Source organism: Lysinibacillus sp. OL1, assembly GCF_004332175.1.
GTDB lineage: Bacteria > Bacillota > Bacilli > Bacillales_A > Planococcaceae > Lysinibacillus > Lysinibacillus capsici.
Genome location: NZ_SJDS01000001.1, coordinates 586,194 through 603,439, shown reverse-complemented (window position 1 = coordinate 603,439; position 17,246 = coordinate 586,194). Strand labels below are relative to the sequence as shown.

Below are 17,246 nucleotides of genomic sequence, written 5' to 3'. Positions count from 1 at the left end.
TAAAATAGTAACTAAATGGATAAGATCAGAGAGGAAAATGAGGATGTCTAATCAGACAAAAACCATTGGTACAAAAATCCGACACAGTCTACAGGCAGATTGTCAAAGCTGTTTTGGCTTGTGCTGTACCGCTTTAAATATTGTGGCTTCTAGTGATTTTGCGATCAATAAACCCGCAGGCACGCCATGTCCTAATTTGCAGGATAACTATAGCTGTCACATACATAGTCAGCTACGAGAGACAGGTTTTAAGGGCTGTACCGTTTTTGATTGCCTAGGCGCAGGTCAACAGGTTTCACAGGTGACATTTCATGGACAGGATTGGCGACAATCTCGTGAGCATGCTGACAAGATGTTTCGTGTTTTTCCTATTATGGAACAGCTTTACGAAATGATTGCATATGTGGCGGAGGCTTTGTCCTATCAGGTGGATAATATGCTTTATGAACAGCTAATTGCTCAATTGAAGCACCTACAGCAGACAATAGCTCAGGATGCAGATACCTTATTAGCATTGGATATGGTAGCTATTCGTATGCCGATCAATGCACTATTGCTCCAAACTAGCGAACAAATTCGCCAGCAAAGTGTGAAGGGAAAGGCTTCTAGAAACTTGAATCAGCGTGGGGCTAATTGGATGGGCAAAAATTTAAAAGGCAAGGATTTACGAGCGACTGATCTAAGGGGGAGTTATTTAATAGCAGCTAATCTTCAAGATGCGAATTTACAGGGAGTAGATTTCATCGGGGCTGATTTGCGAGATACCAATTTACGCGGTGCTGATCTTTCAACAAGTCTGTTTTTAACCCAAATGCAAATCAACGCCGCACAGGGGGATCGTTCGACTAAATTACCTTCCTATATAAAACGACCTGCTCATTGGCAATAAAAAAAGGTAGATGGCGTTTTACGCTCATCTACCCTTTTTCATTAGGCTTGTTTCTTTTTATAAAGCACAGTAGCCGCCACTAACACAAGTAAAATAGACTGTCCTATGATTGTTTCCACCGTTGGATAGAAGCCAATCAAGCTAATAACAGGTAAGCCATCAACAATCGTTGTGGACAGATTATCTGTCAGCTGCAAAGTATGCAGACTGACACCAATAATTTTAAAGGCTAGCACATAAATTAAAATAGTTGCTACTGCAAAAAATTTGTGAATTGGAATTTTGCCACTTGCTTTAAATAACACAACTGCAAGTACAGCAAGAATGAGCAGTGCCACCACAATTCCAAGTATAAACTGCGACGTTTCCATTTTAGGTGCAATCCCCGCATAAAAGACTAGTGTTTCTGCACCTTCACGGAAGACCGATAAAAAGCTAATCATAGCCATTGCAAAAATAGAGCCACTCGAAATGGCATTACCCATTTGTTTGGAAATATAGCGATTCCAACTGACCACGCTTGATTTACTATGCAGCCAAATACCCACACCGATCATCATCGCTGCAGCAATTAACCCTACATAGCCTTCCATTAACTCGCGATTCGTATCAATCGTTGCCGAATTTAAAATCGTCGACATAAGGATGGCAGCTACGGCGGATAATAGAACGCCGACAAACGCTCCGACATAAATCCATTTGCGCATCTTGTTTTGTCCTGATTTATTAAGGAATGACACTAAGGCTAAAATAATCAGTAATGCCTCTAGTCCTTCGCGTAATAAAATTAACGCAGCGTCCCAAATGGTGTAATCGGTATCCCCTTGAATTAGCTCAATTTCAGTACGGAATGTATTTAATTGTTTGGTAATAGCTTGCTGATCGACGTTGGATTTTAATAAATCACTCGCGATAATCGGCATATCACTTTCAATTTTCGTGTAAAGACTACCATTACGTGTGGAGATTTCAATTTCTACGCTTGGCCAAATGGTAATAAACTCACGTATTTTATTTGAAGCCGCCTGGTAATCACCAGCATTGACAAAATCATTGGCCTCATCTATATAGGCAATTAATGTCGCTAATGAATACTCCCCCTCTACCACTTCGGCTGTTTCTTTACCAGCTACAAAATCCTCAATCGTTTGCTTTAAAGCAGCAAATTGAGATTGCATAAGCGCTACATCAGGCTCCTCAGCAGAAATAGAGATACGAAGAAATGCCATTTGTGTTTCGATTTGCCCGTACATTGCGATACTTTGTTCACGCACAGGTCGCTCATTTTTATTCCATTTACTATTAAAATCTTTGTAGGCTTCATCAATGGCCTGAATATCACCACTTGCTAAAGCTTTTTCAAAGTCTGCCATTATCGGCTTAAATTTTTGTCCAAACTCTGCTCGCTGTGCCGCTTCATCCACTGGATTTTCAAGCTTTTCTAATGCACGCAATGCATTGGATAGTGCGGATAGCGCCTCTAAACGCTCATCCTTGGACGTTGCCTCAGTAGCCTGTGCAAGGATTTCATCAACCTTTGCTTTTGCCTCTTTCTGCTCTGAAGATACTTTAGCCCAATCAATAGCAAATTGTTCAAGTGCCTGCTCGGCCTCCGCCTCTTTATCCTGCTTTGTATTCATCAGTGCATCACTAATCGCAATATAGAGATGACTATAGGACTGCGCAGCTTGCACAGGTAAAGCTAAAGTCAGCATAAGGGCAAACACGATACTACAGCGCGTTAAAAAGTGCTTCACCTAAATAACTCCCCTTTTGTACACCAGGGAAGCAAGCAAACACGGCACTGCCTCGATGGGTAATGTACTCATTCATTTTATCCATACGCCCTAAGCTATTTTGGATGGTTGTAAATTGGGCTGGGTCTTTTTGAAAAGAAATAAAGATTAGCCCCGCATCATGGGTCCCTGTATTCGACATCACGCCTGACGCATAAGAATAAGAGCGTCGCAAAATACGCGCACCTGATTTCCGCGCCAAATGGACATGTGATGTATCAGGCATAATATAATTGCCCTTATCATCCTTTGCCTCTACATCAAAATCATCGAATTCCTTTGTTTTGCCAAAAGGTGCCCCACTGTCGCGGTAACGGCCAAATGTTGCCTCTTGATCTTTCAATGATGTACGATCCCAAGTTTCAAGATGCATTTGAACTTTACGTGCAATTAAATAAGAGCCACCCTTTAACCAGCCTTTATCCACCCACACGACCTCATTTAAGTCTTTTTCATCCGTAATGGCTGGATTTACAGTACCGTCCTTAAAGGCGAAGAGGTTTCGTGGTGTCCCTCCACTAGCTGGAAACGAGTTAAAGCCCGCCTGTGACCATTTTATTGCTACTTTACCTGAAGCAGCTCGTACTAGATTACGAACAGCATGGAAGGCCACCTGCGGATCATCTGCACAAGCCTGAATACACAAATCACCACCTGTGTATTCTTTCTGTAGCTGATCTTTGGGGAAATGTGGTAAATCCTTTAGCTCCGCTGGTTTTAAATGCTGGATGCCCAGTTTATCGAATAATGAAGGCCCGACACCAATGGTAATGGATAGATTAGATGCATCTAAACCCTCTGCCTCTCCAGTATCGCCAGTTGGCACTCTTGTATTTGTCGATACATCGACCATGACTTCACCATTCATTAAACGCACAACAAGGGGTGTCCATTGCTGGAACAACGCTTGTAGTTCCTTCTTTGATGTCACTAATACATCTAAAGAAGCAAAATAAATATTCGTCTGTACAGGTGTCACAATACCTGACTGATGCTTGCCATAGAAATTGACCTTATTGCTAGCCGTCGTGCTATCTGCTACTGGCTCAAAGACATCATAGCCCATTGCTTTCATGACACCACCCAAGCCAGAGGCACCGATGGCAACACCTGCCACACCGATACCTGTTAGCTTTAACATATCACGTCTAGAAATTTTTTTATTTATAAATTTTTCCTCGTTTGACGTTGTCATTGTTTATGTTCACTCCAAAATGATACCCATTTGACTTAATGGTTCTCCAAGCTGATTCACCGCTGCTGCCAGTGCTTTTGTGTTTTCCTCCGTTAATTCTTCGTAAGATATATAGCCACCATCAGCCGTTGTATGCTGTGCTAATAAATCGTCTACTGCTTTGAATTTTTCATCAAGTGTTGCCACTAATGTAGAATCTTTTGCTTCTAATTTTGAGCGTAAAATCTCAAAGATTTTTTCTGCGCCTTCAATATTCGCTTTAAAATCATAAAGGTCTGTATGAGAGTAAATTTCTTCCTCACCTGTAATTTTAGATGTTGATACTTCATTTAATAAATCTACTGCACCTGTAATCATTAAGTCAGGTGTCACTTCCACTGTTTGCACAAGTGCATGCAATTCCTTCGCATCTGCAAGAAGCTGATCTGCTACAGCCTCATAACCTTTTGTTGTATTTTCTTCCCAAAGCGCATACTCAAGCTTATGGTAGCCTGACCATTCTTCCTCACCCTTACCTTCTTCTTGAATATCTGCTAAACGTCCATCGATGCGAGGGTCAAGATCACCGAAGCTTTCCGCAATTGGCTCAGAGCGTTCAAAATACATACGTGCTGGCGCATACGCTGCCTTTGCCCCTTCAATATCGCCTGCTTTGAATAGGTTCACAAATTTCTCTGTATCTAGTAAAAATTGATCCATTTGCTCTAACGCAAATTGTTGATAGGCTGATAATTCAGAAGATAAATCCACCTCTTTTGTACCTTGCTCCGCCTGTTCTGTTGCTGGCTTATCTTCTTTTTTTACTTCTTCTGTATTGCCACAGCCAGCCATTAAAATGCCTCCTGCTACTAATACCGACAAAAATGATTTGTTTTTCATACTTCGTACCTACTTCCGAATTTGTTTTATATTGTGATGATAATGATTATCATCATCTATTGCAACAACTATTTTTGTAAATAGAAAAAAACGTCATTTTTCAGTTATTCTTTACGAACAACTAGAAAAAAGACGTTTTTTCTACAATATAATGATTCTAATCTACAAAATTTTTGCTTGTTTCAAATTTTCATGTTTTCCATGTAAAAGGTAATAAAGCACAATCGACACTAAAATAACAAAGACCATCGAGAAGAAAATCGAGCTGTAGCCCATAGATGGTACAAATAAGCCTAAGAAATAAGGCCCGACACCTAAGCCTAAATCATAAAAAATAAAATACGTAGATGTCGCAAGTCCTAAACGCTCATTTGGTGTTACTTTGATGGCAATTGCCTGTGCCACCGAGTTGAAGTTCCCATAGCCAATCCCGATACAAGCGGCAGCGATTAAAAAGGCAATCGTAGTTGTTGCTGAGCTAAAGGCATACATGCCTATTGCAAACAACACTAAGCATGGATAGATAATGATATTTGCCCCTCTTGTATCAAGCAATTTCCCTGTAAATGGACGTGTAGCCAAAATGACAATAGCATAGATAATAAAGAAGTAGCTACCTGCTGATACTAAATCTAACTCCTTTGCATAAAACGTCATAAACGACATCACACCTGAATAAGCAAAGCCAATCACAAGTGCCACAAAGGCAATCGGTACTGCACGCATTTCAATAAAGTTCGTCACTTTAAACCCAGCCTTTACAGCTGTATCCTTTGCTTTTTTCGGTGCATCTGGCACGGTCACAATGTAATACATAAAGAAACAAATAATCGCTAACACAGAATCTACTGCAAAAATCATACGATAATCTGCAAATAGCTGTGTTAATAATATTCCAATAAATGGGCCAATGGCTGTGGCTAGAATAGCGCTTAAGCTATAATAACCAATCCCTTCTCCACGACGCTCAGCTGGTAAAATTTGTGCAATAATGGTACCTGTTGCTGTACTGGCAATCCCTAGTGCAATCCCCTGTACTAAACGATTGATCATCAGCAGCGGTAAATTGCCTGCTATAAAATAAGACATTGTTGATAACATAAATAATAATAGTCCACAAAATAATGTTTTTTTGCTACCCCAGTCTCCAATAATACGCCCTGTCCCAAGACGACCTAATAGTGTCCCGATAATAAAAATACTCGATACAAGCCCCGCTGTACTTGTAGAGGCATTAAAATGCTCCACCGCATATGCTGCTATCGTAACCATTAATAAATAAAAGATTAACGTAATGGTAAAATTAATAAGTGAGACAATTAAAAAATCTTTTGTCCATAGTTTCTTTCTGGCTGCTTCCACGTTGCTCTCCCTATTGATTAATATTCATACAAATTCTTGCTAAAACCTGTGTCGCAATGTCAATATCTTGTTTTGGCACGCCTGCCAAAGCCTGCTCAAAAAATGGATTTAGATGCGACTTTATTTCCAGCACAAGCTCTTCCCCATGCTTTGATAGGTGTACCAGCTTTTCACGCTTATCCTTGCCCGTCATCGTTTCCACATAGCCTAGCTCCACAAGTTTATGTACAAGCTTCGTGACACTTGGCTTCTCTATAGACATGAAATTCGCGATATCTACAAATGAATGTGGACCCTTATCATTCAAGAAACGAAGCACTGCCCACTGTGAGCTATATAACTGATAGGGTTCAAGCTGCACATTCAACTGATTAATAAACGGCCGATACATTAAGCGGTACTGATTAAAAAATTCCTGTTCAATTGTCACACTATCACTTCCTTTTATATTAGTTAGCCTAGCTAACTATATACCTAAAAACTCTATTTGTCTAGTAGGAAATAAGCGAAACATCGTTCTTGGGAGTGAGTGGTATCCTGCTCTATCCACTTAAACGAAGCGTATCCTCCACTTTCTCTGTTCTATCCATCACTTTGCGCGTTCTATCCGCTACTTTCCTTGTTCTATCCGTCACTTTCAGCACTCTATCCACTTACACGAAGCGTATCCTCCACTTTCTCTGTTCTATCCATCACTTCTCGCGGCCTATCCGCTACTTTCTCTATCTTATCCGTCACTTTCAGCATTCTATCCACCTACTTCAAGCGCCCTTTCTCTCTACAGCACTAAAAGCTACAATTCAGACCGCTTGAATTGTAACGCTTAGTTCGCTATTCCTTAATCCAATATTTCCGATGCTTTTTGACACCCTCCGCTTTCAAAGGGAGTTGTTGCATCAACTTGTACGCTAAATCGGGAGAGTCAATGCCAAAGAATTCGCGGAAGCTTCGATTGGTTACCTGCTGCCCGACTAGTAACCTGTAGTCCTCTAATGTTCGAACCAATGCATCATCGTCCTCCAATCCACAGCGTGGGCACGTCCATTTTTTATAGTGATACGATAATCGCTGCCCGTTAACACATTGTGGACATAACACACCCTTCACCATCTCCTTAAGAGGCACCTCTACCTCTTTTTTCAACTTTGTGTGCAGGGATAATAGAAGGTTGGCTACTTGTAAAAGATCAACTCTTTCTCTAGGTTGATAATGCTCTATCCACTTTTGTAGATGAAATCGTAACCCTTTCACATGAAATATCGGTTGCCCCTCAAAACCCTTTGTTAAAATTCCATTTTTCGTTGCCAGCACTACCGCATGGACAACAGGTAATTCGATACGTTCTCGCAGTAGAAGCTTTTTCATCCATATGACATGTCGATCCAGCTGAACAAATGGATCAGTCATTCCTTCCACCGTGCCATCCAATGTCGTCCGTGTAAACTGCGCAAAAGGGACATCATATGAGAGATTTCCTGTTATATTTTTGATTTCAAGAATAAGTAAAAAATGAGGGCAGAGAAAGATGGTATCCATTTGATGGGTAGATCCGTAGCTATTTGTGGTTTGAAAATCATGTAGAAAATAATGTGGGGTTGGTAAATCGATTTCGAGCCATTCTGCATCAACACGCTGTTCCCCCGCAAGACCTGCTTGGACACGGCTCAAACGTTCACCATAATAGGCGTAGTTATTATGCGTCTGTGGCAATCTACGGAGCACCACCTCTAGTATTTTTTGCGAACCCGATGGTTGTCGTGCTAATAGAATCATGTATTCACCTCCTGTTCTAATTATACAAAAAAAAGAACCTCAATAAATGAGGTTCTCAAAAACTTGAAAGGCAGATGATGTAAACTCTTTTTTTCACTATTTTTATTAAATCGAAAGACTGTTTTTGTGAGCAATAACTAATACATTTCTACACATTTTTGCGCAATAAATATAGAAAATAAGGTGCGCCAATAAATGCAACAACAATCCCAGCAGGAACCGTTGCACTTGCAATAGCAACACGTCCAATGGTATCAGCAAGCATTAGCAAGCTTGCGCCAATGAATAGCGTCAGTGGTAAAAAGAATTGGTAGCGTGGACCAACGAGCTGTTTTGCAATATGGGGAGCCATCAAACCGATGAAGGCTACTCCCCCTGTTACGGATACCGCGGCAGCCGCTAGTGCAACCGCAACAATTAATAATCGGAAACGTTCTCGCCCAATGTTCATACCAAGTCCGACTGCTGTTTGCTCCGTCATGGCTAAGACATTTAAAACGTTGGCTTTATAGAAAATGTAAGGGATGCCCAGTACAAGCCAAGGCATTAGCGCCCAGAAAAATGGCCAATCTGTGCCCCATACATTTCCGGCTAGCCATTGTGCAATAAATTGTACATCGCTCCGCTCAGCAGAGGATATTAATACCATCATGACCCCTGATAAGGCTGATGCTACGCCTACCCCTACTAAAATAAACTGTACGGGATGGACACCCTTATTACGCTGATAAGAGAAAAAGTAAATACCCAGTGCTGTCACTAAGGCACTACAAAAGCCGACAATCGGTAAAATATAGGCAAAGTGAGGAAGGTCGCCATCTACTAGCAAATAAAAGACAGTAATCCCAACACCTGCGCCAGCACTGATACCTATAATTCCTGGGTCTGCTAAATCATTGCGGGTTACGCCCTGTAATACGGCCCCTGCCAGTGCTAATGCCATACCTGCAGCCGCTAGCACAAACATTCTAGGTAAACGGACTGAAAAGAGTACAAAGGACTCTTTAAAACTACCATCGCCCAGTAAGGTTGGAAGAATTCGGTCAATAGAAACCGAAGCAGCACCTAATGAAATCCCTAAAATAAAAATGAACAAGGTTACCACAAGCCATATGAGTAACCATTTACGCTGTTTTTTGCGACCTTCTTTAAACAAATTGACGTCCTCCCTTCCGCACTAATAATAGGAAGAATGGAAGACCTAAAATCGAAATAATAGCGACAACTGGCGTTTCATAAGGTGCGTTAATCATGCGCCCTGCGAAATCAGCCAACACCATAAACCAGCCACCAACAATGGCACTCATTGGTAAGACAAAACGATAGTCTGTCCCAACAAACGCGCGGACAATATGCGGTACCATTAAGCCAACGAAAGCTAGATTTCCGACTAGGGCCACAGCAGAGCCAGCCAGAATAACCACAACGAACATCATTACACCCTTTACGAGCGTAGTATTTTGTCCGACACCCACTGCTACTTCTTCATTTAAGCTTAAAATCGTTAATTGACGACTAAAAGCAAATGAAAGCACTAAGCCAATAATAATAACGGGTACGATCAATAATGCCTGCCATGTTGAGCCAATGAAACCGCCACTTGTCCACATCGAAACATCTTTGGAAATTTGAAATAAAATGCCCGTCCCTTCAGCGATTGCCTGTAATAATGCTGTGACAGCCGCACCAGCTAAAACAAGCTTTAAAGGGGAAAAGCCTTTTTTAGTAGAAGCACCAATCCCATAAACTAACATCATACCGATTCCCGCCCCAACAAAGCAGGCTAAAATTAACGTATAATACGAGAATTTAGGGATAAATGCCATTGTTAAAGCAAGGGCAGCATTTGCCCCTGCCGTTAAACCAAGCAGCCCTGGATCAGCTAATGGGTTCCGTGTAACCCCTTGCATAATCGCCCCAGCGACTGCGAGGGCACTCCCAACAAAAATAGCTGCAATGATACGAGGAAATCGAATTTCACGTAAAATCGTGTAATGTTTACCTCCACTTTGTCCGACAATTGCTTGAAAGACATCTTGAATGCTTGTATTCGCTGCCCCTAAGCACAGCGAGATACTGGCAGTACCAATTAATACAAGCAATGCAAGCAATACCTGAAGCCAAAATGGAAGCTTTCGAAACTTTGTCATTCGCCTTCGCTACTCTCTACTAATTATTGTAAAAATTTCTCTTCAAAGAACTTCAGTTGATGTTCTAATGTGATAGGGTCATTGAAATAGAAGGCATTTGCATTCACTTCAAATAAATGACCATTTTTCACTGCTTCTAAATCTTTAAACCATGCTGCATCTGTAAAGGAATTATCTTGATCTTGGAACATACTGAAGATCACATAGTCACCTGCATATTCCCCTAAAACTTCTTGAGAAATAGCATAGTAGCCAGGCTCTAACGCTGTTTCTTTTACTTTCTCAGGCATTTTCAAGCCCATTTCTTGATATAAAATCTCTGTTCCACGACCCCAGTTATCGCCATAAATATAGAACTGTTTATTAAAGTTCTCTGCTACTGTTACAGTCGCATCTTCACCGATTTTTTCTTTAATCTTTTTACCAGCTTCTGCTGCACGTGTTTTAAAATCTTCTACCCAAGCAGTTGCTTCTTTTTCTTTATTCACCACTTTACCGATTTCGATGAACTGCTGTAAATAGTCTACTTTACCATACGTAAATAATACAGTTGGCGCGATTTCTGCTAATTTATCAGCATTTTCAATACCATTTAAGCCAATAATTAAATCTGGTTCTAGCTCAAGAATTTTTTCAATATCTGTATTTTCAACTACAACAGCATCTTTAATCGCATCTTCGAAGTTGGGATTTTTTGCTGCCCATGCATCCACACCAACAACATTTACATCAAGCTGTAATAAGCTTCCTACAAAAGAAGATAGTACAACAACACGTTTCGGATTTGCTGGTACTTCTACAGGACCTGACTCTGATTGATATGTGATTGTTTCTGTTGAAGCTTCCTCTTTTGAGCCTTCATCAGCCTTCTCTGTTTTTTCTTCCTTACTGCCACATGCTGCAAGTACTAGCACAAGCATCATAAACATTGGTAATAGCCACTTTTTCATTGTTATTCTCCTTTTAAATGGTTTGTAATAAGTCATATGTAATGCACATTGGTTTGTTCGTTCGTGGATCTTTGCCAATAACTGCATCTATATTAAATACTTTTTTCAATACTTCTGGAACCATCACTTCTTCAGCCGTTCCGAATTTTACAAGCTCACCTTGTGAAAGCGCTACAATATAATCTGAAAAACGTGCCGCTTGATTTAAATCATGGAGGACCATGACAATCGTGCGCCCCTGTTCTTCATTCAGCCTGTAAAGTAGCTCTAAAACTTCTAGCTGATGAGCCATATCTAAATAAGTTGTCGGTTCATCTAAAAAGATAATGTCGGTTTCTTGGGCCAAGGCCATCGCAATCCATACGCGCTGACGTTGTCCACCAGATAAAGCATCTACAGATTGTAAACGGAATTCTTCTGTTTTGGTTACCTGTAAAGCCCAGCCAATAACATCTTTATCTTTTTGTGATAAATTCCCGAAGCCCTTTTGATAAGGAAATCGACCGTAGGATACAAGCTCTTCCACTGTTAAACCATGTGCACTTTCTGGACTCTGTGGTAAGATTGCCAGTTCTTTTGCTAATTCTTTTGTTTTCATCTTGGAAATATTTTGACCATCTAATATGACCTGTCCACTCTCATGCTTTAAAATCCGTGTGATAGCTTTTAACAAGGTTGATTTTCCACAACCATTTGAACCAATGATTGTCGTGATTTTGCCATCAGGAATTTGCAGCGATAAGTCATGCACAATCGTTTTATTCTCATAACCAACACGAATCGATTCAACTTCTAAACGCAAATCGGACCCTCACTTTCTTTTTACTTCTTTCCATGCTATGATATTCAAAGCTAAAAATGATAATCATTATCACTAGAATTAGTCTAGTTACCTGATAAGATTTTGTCAATTACTTTTTTACTATTTGTTAAGGATGTGGCAATAAAAATGCAGCATGTGTATGATGTGACAATTATTGGCGGTGGCCCAGCTGGCTTATATAGTGCCTTTTATAGTGGTTTACGGGGTTTAAAAACAAAATTATTAGAAAGTCAACCACAGCTTGGCGGTAAAGTATTACTTTATCCTGAAAAGCTGATATGGGATATTGGGGGACATCCTCCCGTTTTGGGTGAACAATTTGTTAAACAATTAATCGAGCAAGCCAAAACATTTGATCCTACAATTTTGACAGGTACAAAAGTAGATTTAATTGAACGTCACAATGATATTTTTGTCATTCATACAGCAGCTGGTGAAAAGCATTATTCTAAAACGGTACTGTTAGCTGTAGGTGGCGGCATTATTAGCCCTCAAAAGCTAACACTTGAGGGCGCTGAAAAATATGAAATGTCCAATCTACATTACACTGTGCAATCGTATAAACGTTTTGTCGATAAGGATATCATGATCTCAGGCGGTGGTAATGCAGCCATCGATTGGGCTGTTGAATTAAGTCCGATTGCCAAAAGCGTAACGGTTGTTTACCGCAAAGAGAATCTATCAGCACACGAAGCCACTGTACAGGAAGCACTGGATGCAGGTGTGCGCATTGAGTGTAATACAACGATTACAAAGCTTTCCGCAAATATTGATAAAACCGCTATTCAATTAGTCACATGTGAGAATACGATAACGAAGCAAAGTTATACGCGTCAAATCGATGAGGTAATCGTCAGTCATGGCTATAATCGTGAGGCGTCTCTTGCATTTGATGAGGCCATTGCCATTCCGAAAAAGGATGATTATTATGTTGAAGGAAAGGCAACAGGTGAAACAGCACAGCCAGGTATTTTTGCAGCAGGTGATATTTTATCATTTGATGGAAAAATTAATTTGCTACTTGGCACATTCCAAGATGCCGCCAATGCAGTCAATTCTATTAAAACGTATTTAGAACCAACTGCCTATCGTCATGGCATGGTGTCCTCGCATAATGAGCTATTTAAAGAGAAAAATCGCTCTATTATCGAAAAGCAATTTGCACCAGCCCATTAAACCTAAATATAACCCTCTTAAGAGTCTGATCTTAAGAGGGTTTCTAGTTTTTATCTAAATAAACTTAATAACGCTCCCATCTGTCTCAACATATTTACTCCATTTGTAATCGTCCCAGCATGCCCCATAATTGTATTTAAATGATCTGGTAAATTTCCTAATCTAGGACCTTGCTGTTGTTGATTGGGAGAATAGTATGGTTGCACCATCCTACCTCGAAAAGGTGGGCCAAAATATTGCCTATTGTTTGGCGGATATGGACCTCTTCTAGCATTCGGCTGAAAATATGGCATTTATACACCCCCTATCTGAAAGCTTCTCACTAGTATATGTAAAAATTTTTATAGCGAATTAGACTTTTGAAGAAGAGGTTAAAAATAATAAGGGAACCATACTAGTTTCCCTGTCATACTATAAGAAAAAAGAAGGTGGTACTATTCAAGACTCTCATTATCTTACCTTTTTAGCTAAGTTCGGGGTCGGAGGCGCACATCCTGGGGGTATTAATCTATCAAAGGCTGTTTTGCAAGCGGAGAAGATCGAGCAAAACACACATATTTTAGATGTGGGATGTGGTACAGGGCAAACGGCTGCTTATTTAGCATCTTCCTATCAAGCAAACGTCACAGGTCTCGATATTCAGCCCATCATGATAGAAAAGGCTCGTCAGCGAATGCATAAAGCGCGTCTACCTGTTAAACTTCTACAAGGCTCTATTGAACAAACCTCGTTAGCGAACGAGACATTTGACTTGATTCTAGCTGAGTCGGTTCTGGCCTTTGTTAATTTGCAGCAGGCTTTGCAGGAAATTTATCGTTTATTGAAAAAAGGTGGCCGCTTCATTGCTATCGAATTTACCATTCCTCAAACACTTCGTACCGAACTTGCAGACGACCTCCAACAATTTTACGGCTTTCAGTCTCTCCTCAGGAAAAAGGATTGGGTAAGACTACTGCAACAGGCTGGTTTTTATGATATCCGTATACAAAAAAACAAATTCATCTCATCCAAGCCTGAATTTCAAGTTTCCACAGATATGGAATCCGAATTCTATAAAATCATGGATCAGCATATTGCCATGAATGAAAAATACGAAGACATTTTAGACTATCGCATCTATACCTGTACAAAATAATGAGCCGGCAGCAAAAGCGTTGCTGGTTTTTGTGCTGTCTCAGCATACTTTATGACACCTGTCATCAAGATTCTTTGACTGGTGTGAATAGGTTTTCTCTTGAAATTTTCTTATCCTTAAGGTAAGAAAACAAAGAAAGAGTGATCGAACTTATGCAAACACAACAAAGACTTCCCTTTATCGACATGTTAAGAGGCTTTGCCGTCTTAGGAACGCTTGGCACAAATATTTGGATTTTTGCTTATCTTGGTGATTTATCGTATATAACAACAAGTGATTATTCTGGTTGGTGGTCCTTCAATGATTTTTTACGTATGGTCGTATTATTTTTCGTTAATGGCAAGCTGCTTGGGTTGTTAACAATTATGTTTGGAGTAGGCCTGCAATTAAAATATCAGCAAGCCTTACGGAGAGGTACAGCCTGGCCAGGAGTGTACTTGTGGACTATCGTCTTCTTAGGGTTAGAGGGGCTACTGCACTACACGCTTGTGATGGAGTATGATATTTTAATGAGCTATGCTGTCACAGCATTCATCGTCGCTTTTATTGTACGTTTGGGTGATAAGGTCATGACGGGAGCCTTTTATTTTTTTGGTGGCTTTCACATCCTAATGATTCTGCTTATTTTTATCAGTACCTTACAAGGAGCTGGTGTTTCATTAAATGGTATGGCATCCGTTTCTGAGCTCTATGAACATGGCACATGGTTTGCGCAGGTGCAGCATCGTCTCACAAACTTTTTATTTTATCGCTCAGAAGCTATATTTATTATCCCGATGAATGTCTTTTTATTTTTACTTGGCGTGAAGTTCATGCGTAATGAGGTATTTTCACCAACAGACAATGGACGTCAAACTCGACAAAAGCTCTTTAATATCGGTGTATTCGTTGGCTTTCCTATCAATCTGCTTATTTTTATTCCTGGTGGGCTTTTTGATTTACCTGTTCGCTATCTTTGTGCCCCTCTTCTATCCATTGGCTATATTGGAATTTTAGGTAAACTGGTAGAATATAAGAGGCTAGACTGGCTTTGGCAGCGCTTTGCTCATGTTGGTAAAATGTCTTTAAGCTGCTATGTCCTCCAAAACGTGCTTGCGTCGATTATTTTTTATGGCTGGGGGCTTGGCTTAGGTGGGCAAGTCAATAGCTTCACTGTCATTGGTATTTGGCTATCTCTATCAATCTTACAACTTGTTATAGCGTTCGCTTGGTTACAGAAATTTCAAATGGGCCCTATGGAATGGATTCGTAAAAAAGCCCTTCAAGCGATGACACAGTAATCAGCAACAAAGGATGGTGCTAGTAATAAAAATATATCCTAGAGAACAAATTAAGCATTATTTAATCATTGATGCAGCTTCTGTCATTTTCCTATTCGCATTAGTATTAGGGTCTCATTCCCTTCCCTTAGCTATGAAAATAACAGTGCTCCTTTTATACCTAATAGCCTTCTACATTGCTTTATGGCATCGAGATTGGAGGCTTCTTACTGCATCTCTAGTAGCCTTTGTCCTTATCACCTTACTTAGCATAATTGTCGATCCTTTTATGCTTATTTTTGGCTTTACCTTTGCCGACTTACTAGGACGTGCAAAATCAAAATGGCATATTGCCTGTGGGATTGTAGCCATCGCTGTCATGTTTTTGACGGTTTTGTACATGACAACAGATTCCCTTTTACCAAAGGAATCACAGGTACTAGTACCGATAATGATGTTTCAACTGGTGCTCCCGATTCTCATTTATTTTGTGGAAAAGTCGAAAAATCTGCAGGCTGAGCTGGCAGACGTAAATACACAGCTTGTTCAGCAAGAGGAACGACAACGGATCGCTAGAGACCTTCATGATACAATTGGCCATACGCTCACAATGATTAAAGTAAAAACCGAACTAACGACCAAACTGATTGACCGAGATCCTTCAAGCGTGAAGCCTGAGCTACATGACATATTAGCCACTACCCGTACCGCCTTAAAACAAGTACGTGAGCTTGTGTCTGATATGAATTTTATTTCTTTGCAAACGGAGCTTATCCATTGCCAACAGCTTTTACAAAGCGCGAATATTACGACAACCCTTGACAATCAATGTCCTCAAATCGTACTTTCTAGTGTGGAGGAAACGATGCTTGCTCTATGTGTACGAGAGACGACTACGAATATTCTCAAGCATAGTCAGGCAAAAAAATGTCATTTCGCCATTCAATGTTGTGCTGGACACTATACACTTGTGATGAAAGACGATGGCATCGGTTTACAGTCACAAGGACGTGGGAATGGCATCCACTCCATAAAAGAAAGAATGCATATGCTGCAAGGCTTTGCCCTGATTGAAAGTGACACACCAGTAGGCACCAGCGTCACCCTCACTCTACCAATTCAAGATGGAAAGGAGCCTCTAACATGATACGTGTATTACTAGCAGAAGACCAACAAATGTTACGTGGTGCCCTAACTTCGCTACTAGCGTTTGAGCCTGATATTGAGGTCATAGCTGAGGTGGCAGATGGACAACAAGCATGGGAATTGATCCAGCAGGAGCCACCAGATATTTGCCTAGTTGATATTGAAATGCCCCATCTATCAGGGCTTGAGCTTGCTGAAAAAATTAAACAGGCCAACCTCCCTTGCAAGGTAATGATTGTAACAACCTTTGCACGCCCTGGTTATTTGCAAAAGGCAATGGATTGCGAGGTACACGGCTATCTATTGAAAGATGAACCCATCGATTATTTAATTGCTACTATTCGAAAAATCATGCAAGGAGAAAAGGTGGTCAGCAAGGATTTAGCCGCCTCCTTATTTATGAAGGAGCAAAACCCTTTAAATGAACGAGAAATTGCGGTGCTTCAGCTAGTCAAAAAAGGCTTGACCACAAACGAAATCAGTAAGCAGTTATTTTTAACGAAGGGCACGATTCGCAATTATTTATCTACCTCTATTCAAAAGCTACAAGTTGAATCTAGACAGCAAGCCGCTCAGGTAGCAGGTGAAAAAGGCTGGCTATAAAAAAATCTCGCCACAGCTGTGACGAGATTTTTACATTGTTAGCATAAAATACGTTCCATTTATTTAAGCTTCAAATGACAGATTCATTATTTTATTAAGCAAAAGAACGT

Annotated in this window: 17 protein-coding genes; 6 read left to right on the top strand and 11 right to left on the bottom strand. The window is 40.4% G+C overall.

Annotated features, from left to right (window positions below; genetic code table 11):
* Positions 1 to 43: 43 nt before the first annotated feature.
* Positions 44 to 889 (top strand): pentapeptide repeat-containing protein, encoded by an 846-nt coding sequence (locus EW028_RS02990; RefSeq protein ID WP_115673965.1) that lies wholly within the window; start codon positions 44 to 46, stop codon positions 887 to 889.
* A gap of 41 nt (positions 890 to 930) precedes the next feature.
* Here EW028_RS02990 and EW028_RS02985 read toward each other — a convergent pair whose 3' ends face one another.
* From EW028_RS02985 to EW028_RS02940, 10 genes are all read right to left on the bottom strand, one after another.
* Entirely contained in the window at positions 931 to 2,646 is a 1,716-nt protein-coding gene (locus EW028_RS02985; RefSeq protein WP_131519849.1) for an FTR1 family iron permease, read from the bottom strand.
* Entirely contained in the window at positions 2,621 to 3,880 is a 1,260-nt protein-coding gene (gene efeB, locus EW028_RS02980) for an iron uptake transporter deferrochelatase/peroxidase subunit (protein ID WP_131519848.1), read from the bottom strand. Before efeB ends, EW028_RS02985 begins: the two co-directional genes overlap by 26 nt.
* A 9-nt stretch (positions 3,881 to 3,889) precedes the next feature.
* The gene (gene efeO, locus EW028_RS02975) at positions 3,890 to 4,759 is read right to left on the bottom strand and encodes an iron uptake system protein EfeO (RefSeq protein ID WP_103117847.1); all 870 of its coding nucleotides are present in this window, start codon (positions 4,757 to 4,759) and stop codon (positions 3,890 to 3,892) included.
* Between the two features lie 162 nt (positions 4,760 to 4,921).
* Entirely contained in the window at positions 4,922 to 6,121 is a 1,200-nt protein-coding gene (locus EW028_RS02970) for an MFS transporter (protein WP_131519847.1), read from the bottom strand.
* Positions 6,122 to 6,131: 10 nt separating this feature from the next.
* Positions 6,132 to 6,551 (bottom strand): MarR family winged helix-turn-helix transcriptional regulator, encoded by a 420-nt coding sequence (locus EW028_RS02965; protein ID WP_054550884.1) that lies wholly within the window; start codon positions 6,549 to 6,551, stop codon positions 6,132 to 6,134.
* A gap of 401 nt (positions 6,552 to 6,952) precedes the next feature.
* Entirely contained in the window at positions 6,953 to 7,894 is a 942-nt protein-coding gene (locus tag EW028_RS02960) for a nuclease-related domain-containing protein (protein WP_103117846.1), read from the bottom strand.
* A 148-nt stretch (positions 7,895 to 8,042) separates the two neighbouring features.
* Entirely contained in the window at positions 8,043 to 9,050 is a 1,008-nt protein-coding gene (locus tag EW028_RS02955; RefSeq protein ID WP_048390307.1) for a FecCD family ABC transporter permease, read from the bottom strand.
* Positions 9,043 to 10,044 carry a FecCD family ABC transporter permease gene (locus tag EW028_RS02950; RefSeq protein ID WP_131519846.1) on the bottom strand — a complete coding sequence of 334 codons (1,002 nt, stop codon included), beginning with the start codon at positions 10,042 to 10,044 and terminating at the stop codon, positions 9,043 to 9,045. The genes EW028_RS02955 and EW028_RS02950 overlap by 8 nt, the downstream gene beginning before the upstream one ends.
* Positions 10,045 to 10,067: 23 nt before the next feature.
* Complete coding sequence (locus EW028_RS02945; RefSeq protein ID WP_048390303.1) at positions 10,068 to 10,994, bottom strand: iron-hydroxamate ABC transporter substrate-binding protein; 927 nt, start codon at positions 10,992 to 10,994, stop codon at positions 10,068 to 10,070.
* A gap of 13 nt (positions 10,995 to 11,007) precedes the next feature.
* Positions 11,008 to 11,796 (bottom strand): ABC transporter ATP-binding protein, encoded by a 789-nt coding sequence (locus EW028_RS02940; protein ID WP_048390300.1) that lies wholly within the window; start codon positions 11,794 to 11,796, stop codon positions 11,008 to 11,010.
* A 147-nt stretch (positions 11,797 to 11,943) separates the two neighbouring features.
* Here EW028_RS02940 and EW028_RS02935 point away from each other — a divergent pair, with 147 nt between their 5' ends.
* A complete protein-coding gene (locus EW028_RS02935; RefSeq protein WP_131519845.1) occupies positions 11,944 to 12,993 on the top strand; it encodes an NAD(P)/FAD-dependent oxidoreductase in 1,050 nt (349 codons plus the stop codon).
* A gap of 50 nt (positions 12,994 to 13,043) precedes the next feature.
* Here the strand turns inward: EW028_RS02935 and EW028_RS02930 are convergent, their stop codons facing one another.
* Complete coding sequence (locus tag EW028_RS02930) at positions 13,044 to 13,286, bottom strand: hypothetical protein (protein ID WP_004229360.1); 243 nt, start codon at positions 13,284 to 13,286, stop codon at positions 13,044 to 13,046.
* A gap of 230 nt (positions 13,287 to 13,516) precedes the next feature.
* Here EW028_RS02930 and EW028_RS02925 point away from each other — a divergent pair, with 230 nt between their 5' ends.
* The 4 genes from EW028_RS02925 (at position 13,517) to EW028_RS02910 (ending at position 17,136) form a co-directional block, all read left to right on the top strand.
* Positions 13,517 to 14,128: a class I SAM-dependent methyltransferase gene (locus EW028_RS02925; protein ID WP_131519844.1), complete on the top strand. Its 612-nt coding sequence runs from the start codon at positions 13,517 to 13,519 to the stop codon at positions 14,126 to 14,128.
* A gap of 152 nt (positions 14,129 to 14,280) precedes the next feature.
* Positions 14,281 to 15,408 (top strand): DUF418 domain-containing protein, encoded by a 1,128-nt coding sequence (locus tag EW028_RS02920; protein WP_131519843.1) that lies wholly within the window; start codon positions 14,281 to 14,283, stop codon positions 15,406 to 15,408.
* 13 nt (positions 15,409 to 15,421) lie between these two features.
* A complete protein-coding gene (locus tag EW028_RS02915) occupies positions 15,422 to 16,534 on the top strand; it encodes a sensor histidine kinase (RefSeq protein ID WP_131519842.1) in 1,113 nt (370 codons plus the stop codon).
* Positions 16,531 to 17,136 carry a response regulator transcription factor gene (locus EW028_RS02910; protein ID WP_004229368.1) on the top strand — a complete coding sequence of 202 codons (606 nt, stop codon included), beginning with the start codon at positions 16,531 to 16,533 and terminating at the stop codon, positions 17,134 to 17,136. The genes EW028_RS02915 and EW028_RS02910 overlap by 4 nt, the downstream gene beginning before the upstream one ends.
* Positions 17,137 to 17,246 lie beyond the last annotated feature (110 nt).

Coding starts and splice junctions, on each gene's coding strand:
- EW028_RS02990 (WP_115673965.1), top strand. CDS start 44: ATGTCTAATCAGACAAAAACCATTGGTACAAAAATCCGACACAGTCTA.
- efeB (WP_131519848.1), bottom strand. CDS start 3,880: ATGACAACGTCAAACGAGGAAAAATTTATAAATAAAAAAATTTCTAGA.
- efeO (WP_103117847.1), bottom strand. CDS start 4,759: ATGAAAAACAAATCATTTTTGTCGGTATTAGTAGCAGGAGGCATTTTA.
- EW028_RS02960 (WP_103117846.1), bottom strand. CDS start 7,894: ATGATTCTATTAGCACGACAACCATCGGGTTCGCAAAAAATACTAGAG.
- EW028_RS02950 (WP_131519846.1), bottom strand. CDS start 10,044: ATGACAAAGTTTCGAAAGCTTCCATTTTGGCTTCAGGTATTGCTTGCA.
- EW028_RS02945 (WP_048390303.1), bottom strand. CDS start 10,994: ATGAAAAAGTGGCTATTACCAATGTTTATGATGCTTGTGCTAGTACTT.
- EW028_RS02935 (WP_131519845.1), top strand. CDS start 11,944: ATGCAGCATGTGTATGATGTGACAATTATTGGCGGTGGCCCAGCTGGC.
- EW028_RS02930 (WP_004229360.1), bottom strand. CDS start 13,286: ATGCCATATTTTCAGCCGAATGCTAGAAGAGGTCCATATCCGCCAAAC.
- EW028_RS02920 (WP_131519843.1), top strand. CDS start 14,281: ATGCAAACACAACAAAGACTTCCCTTTATCGACATGTTAAGAGGCTTT.
- EW028_RS02915 (WP_131519842.1), top strand. CDS start 15,422: ATGGTGCTAGTAATAAAAATATATCCTAGAGAACAAATTAAGCATTAT.
- EW028_RS02910 (WP_004229368.1), top strand. CDS start 16,531: ATGATACGTGTATTACTAGCAGAAGACCAACAAATGTTACGTGGTGCC.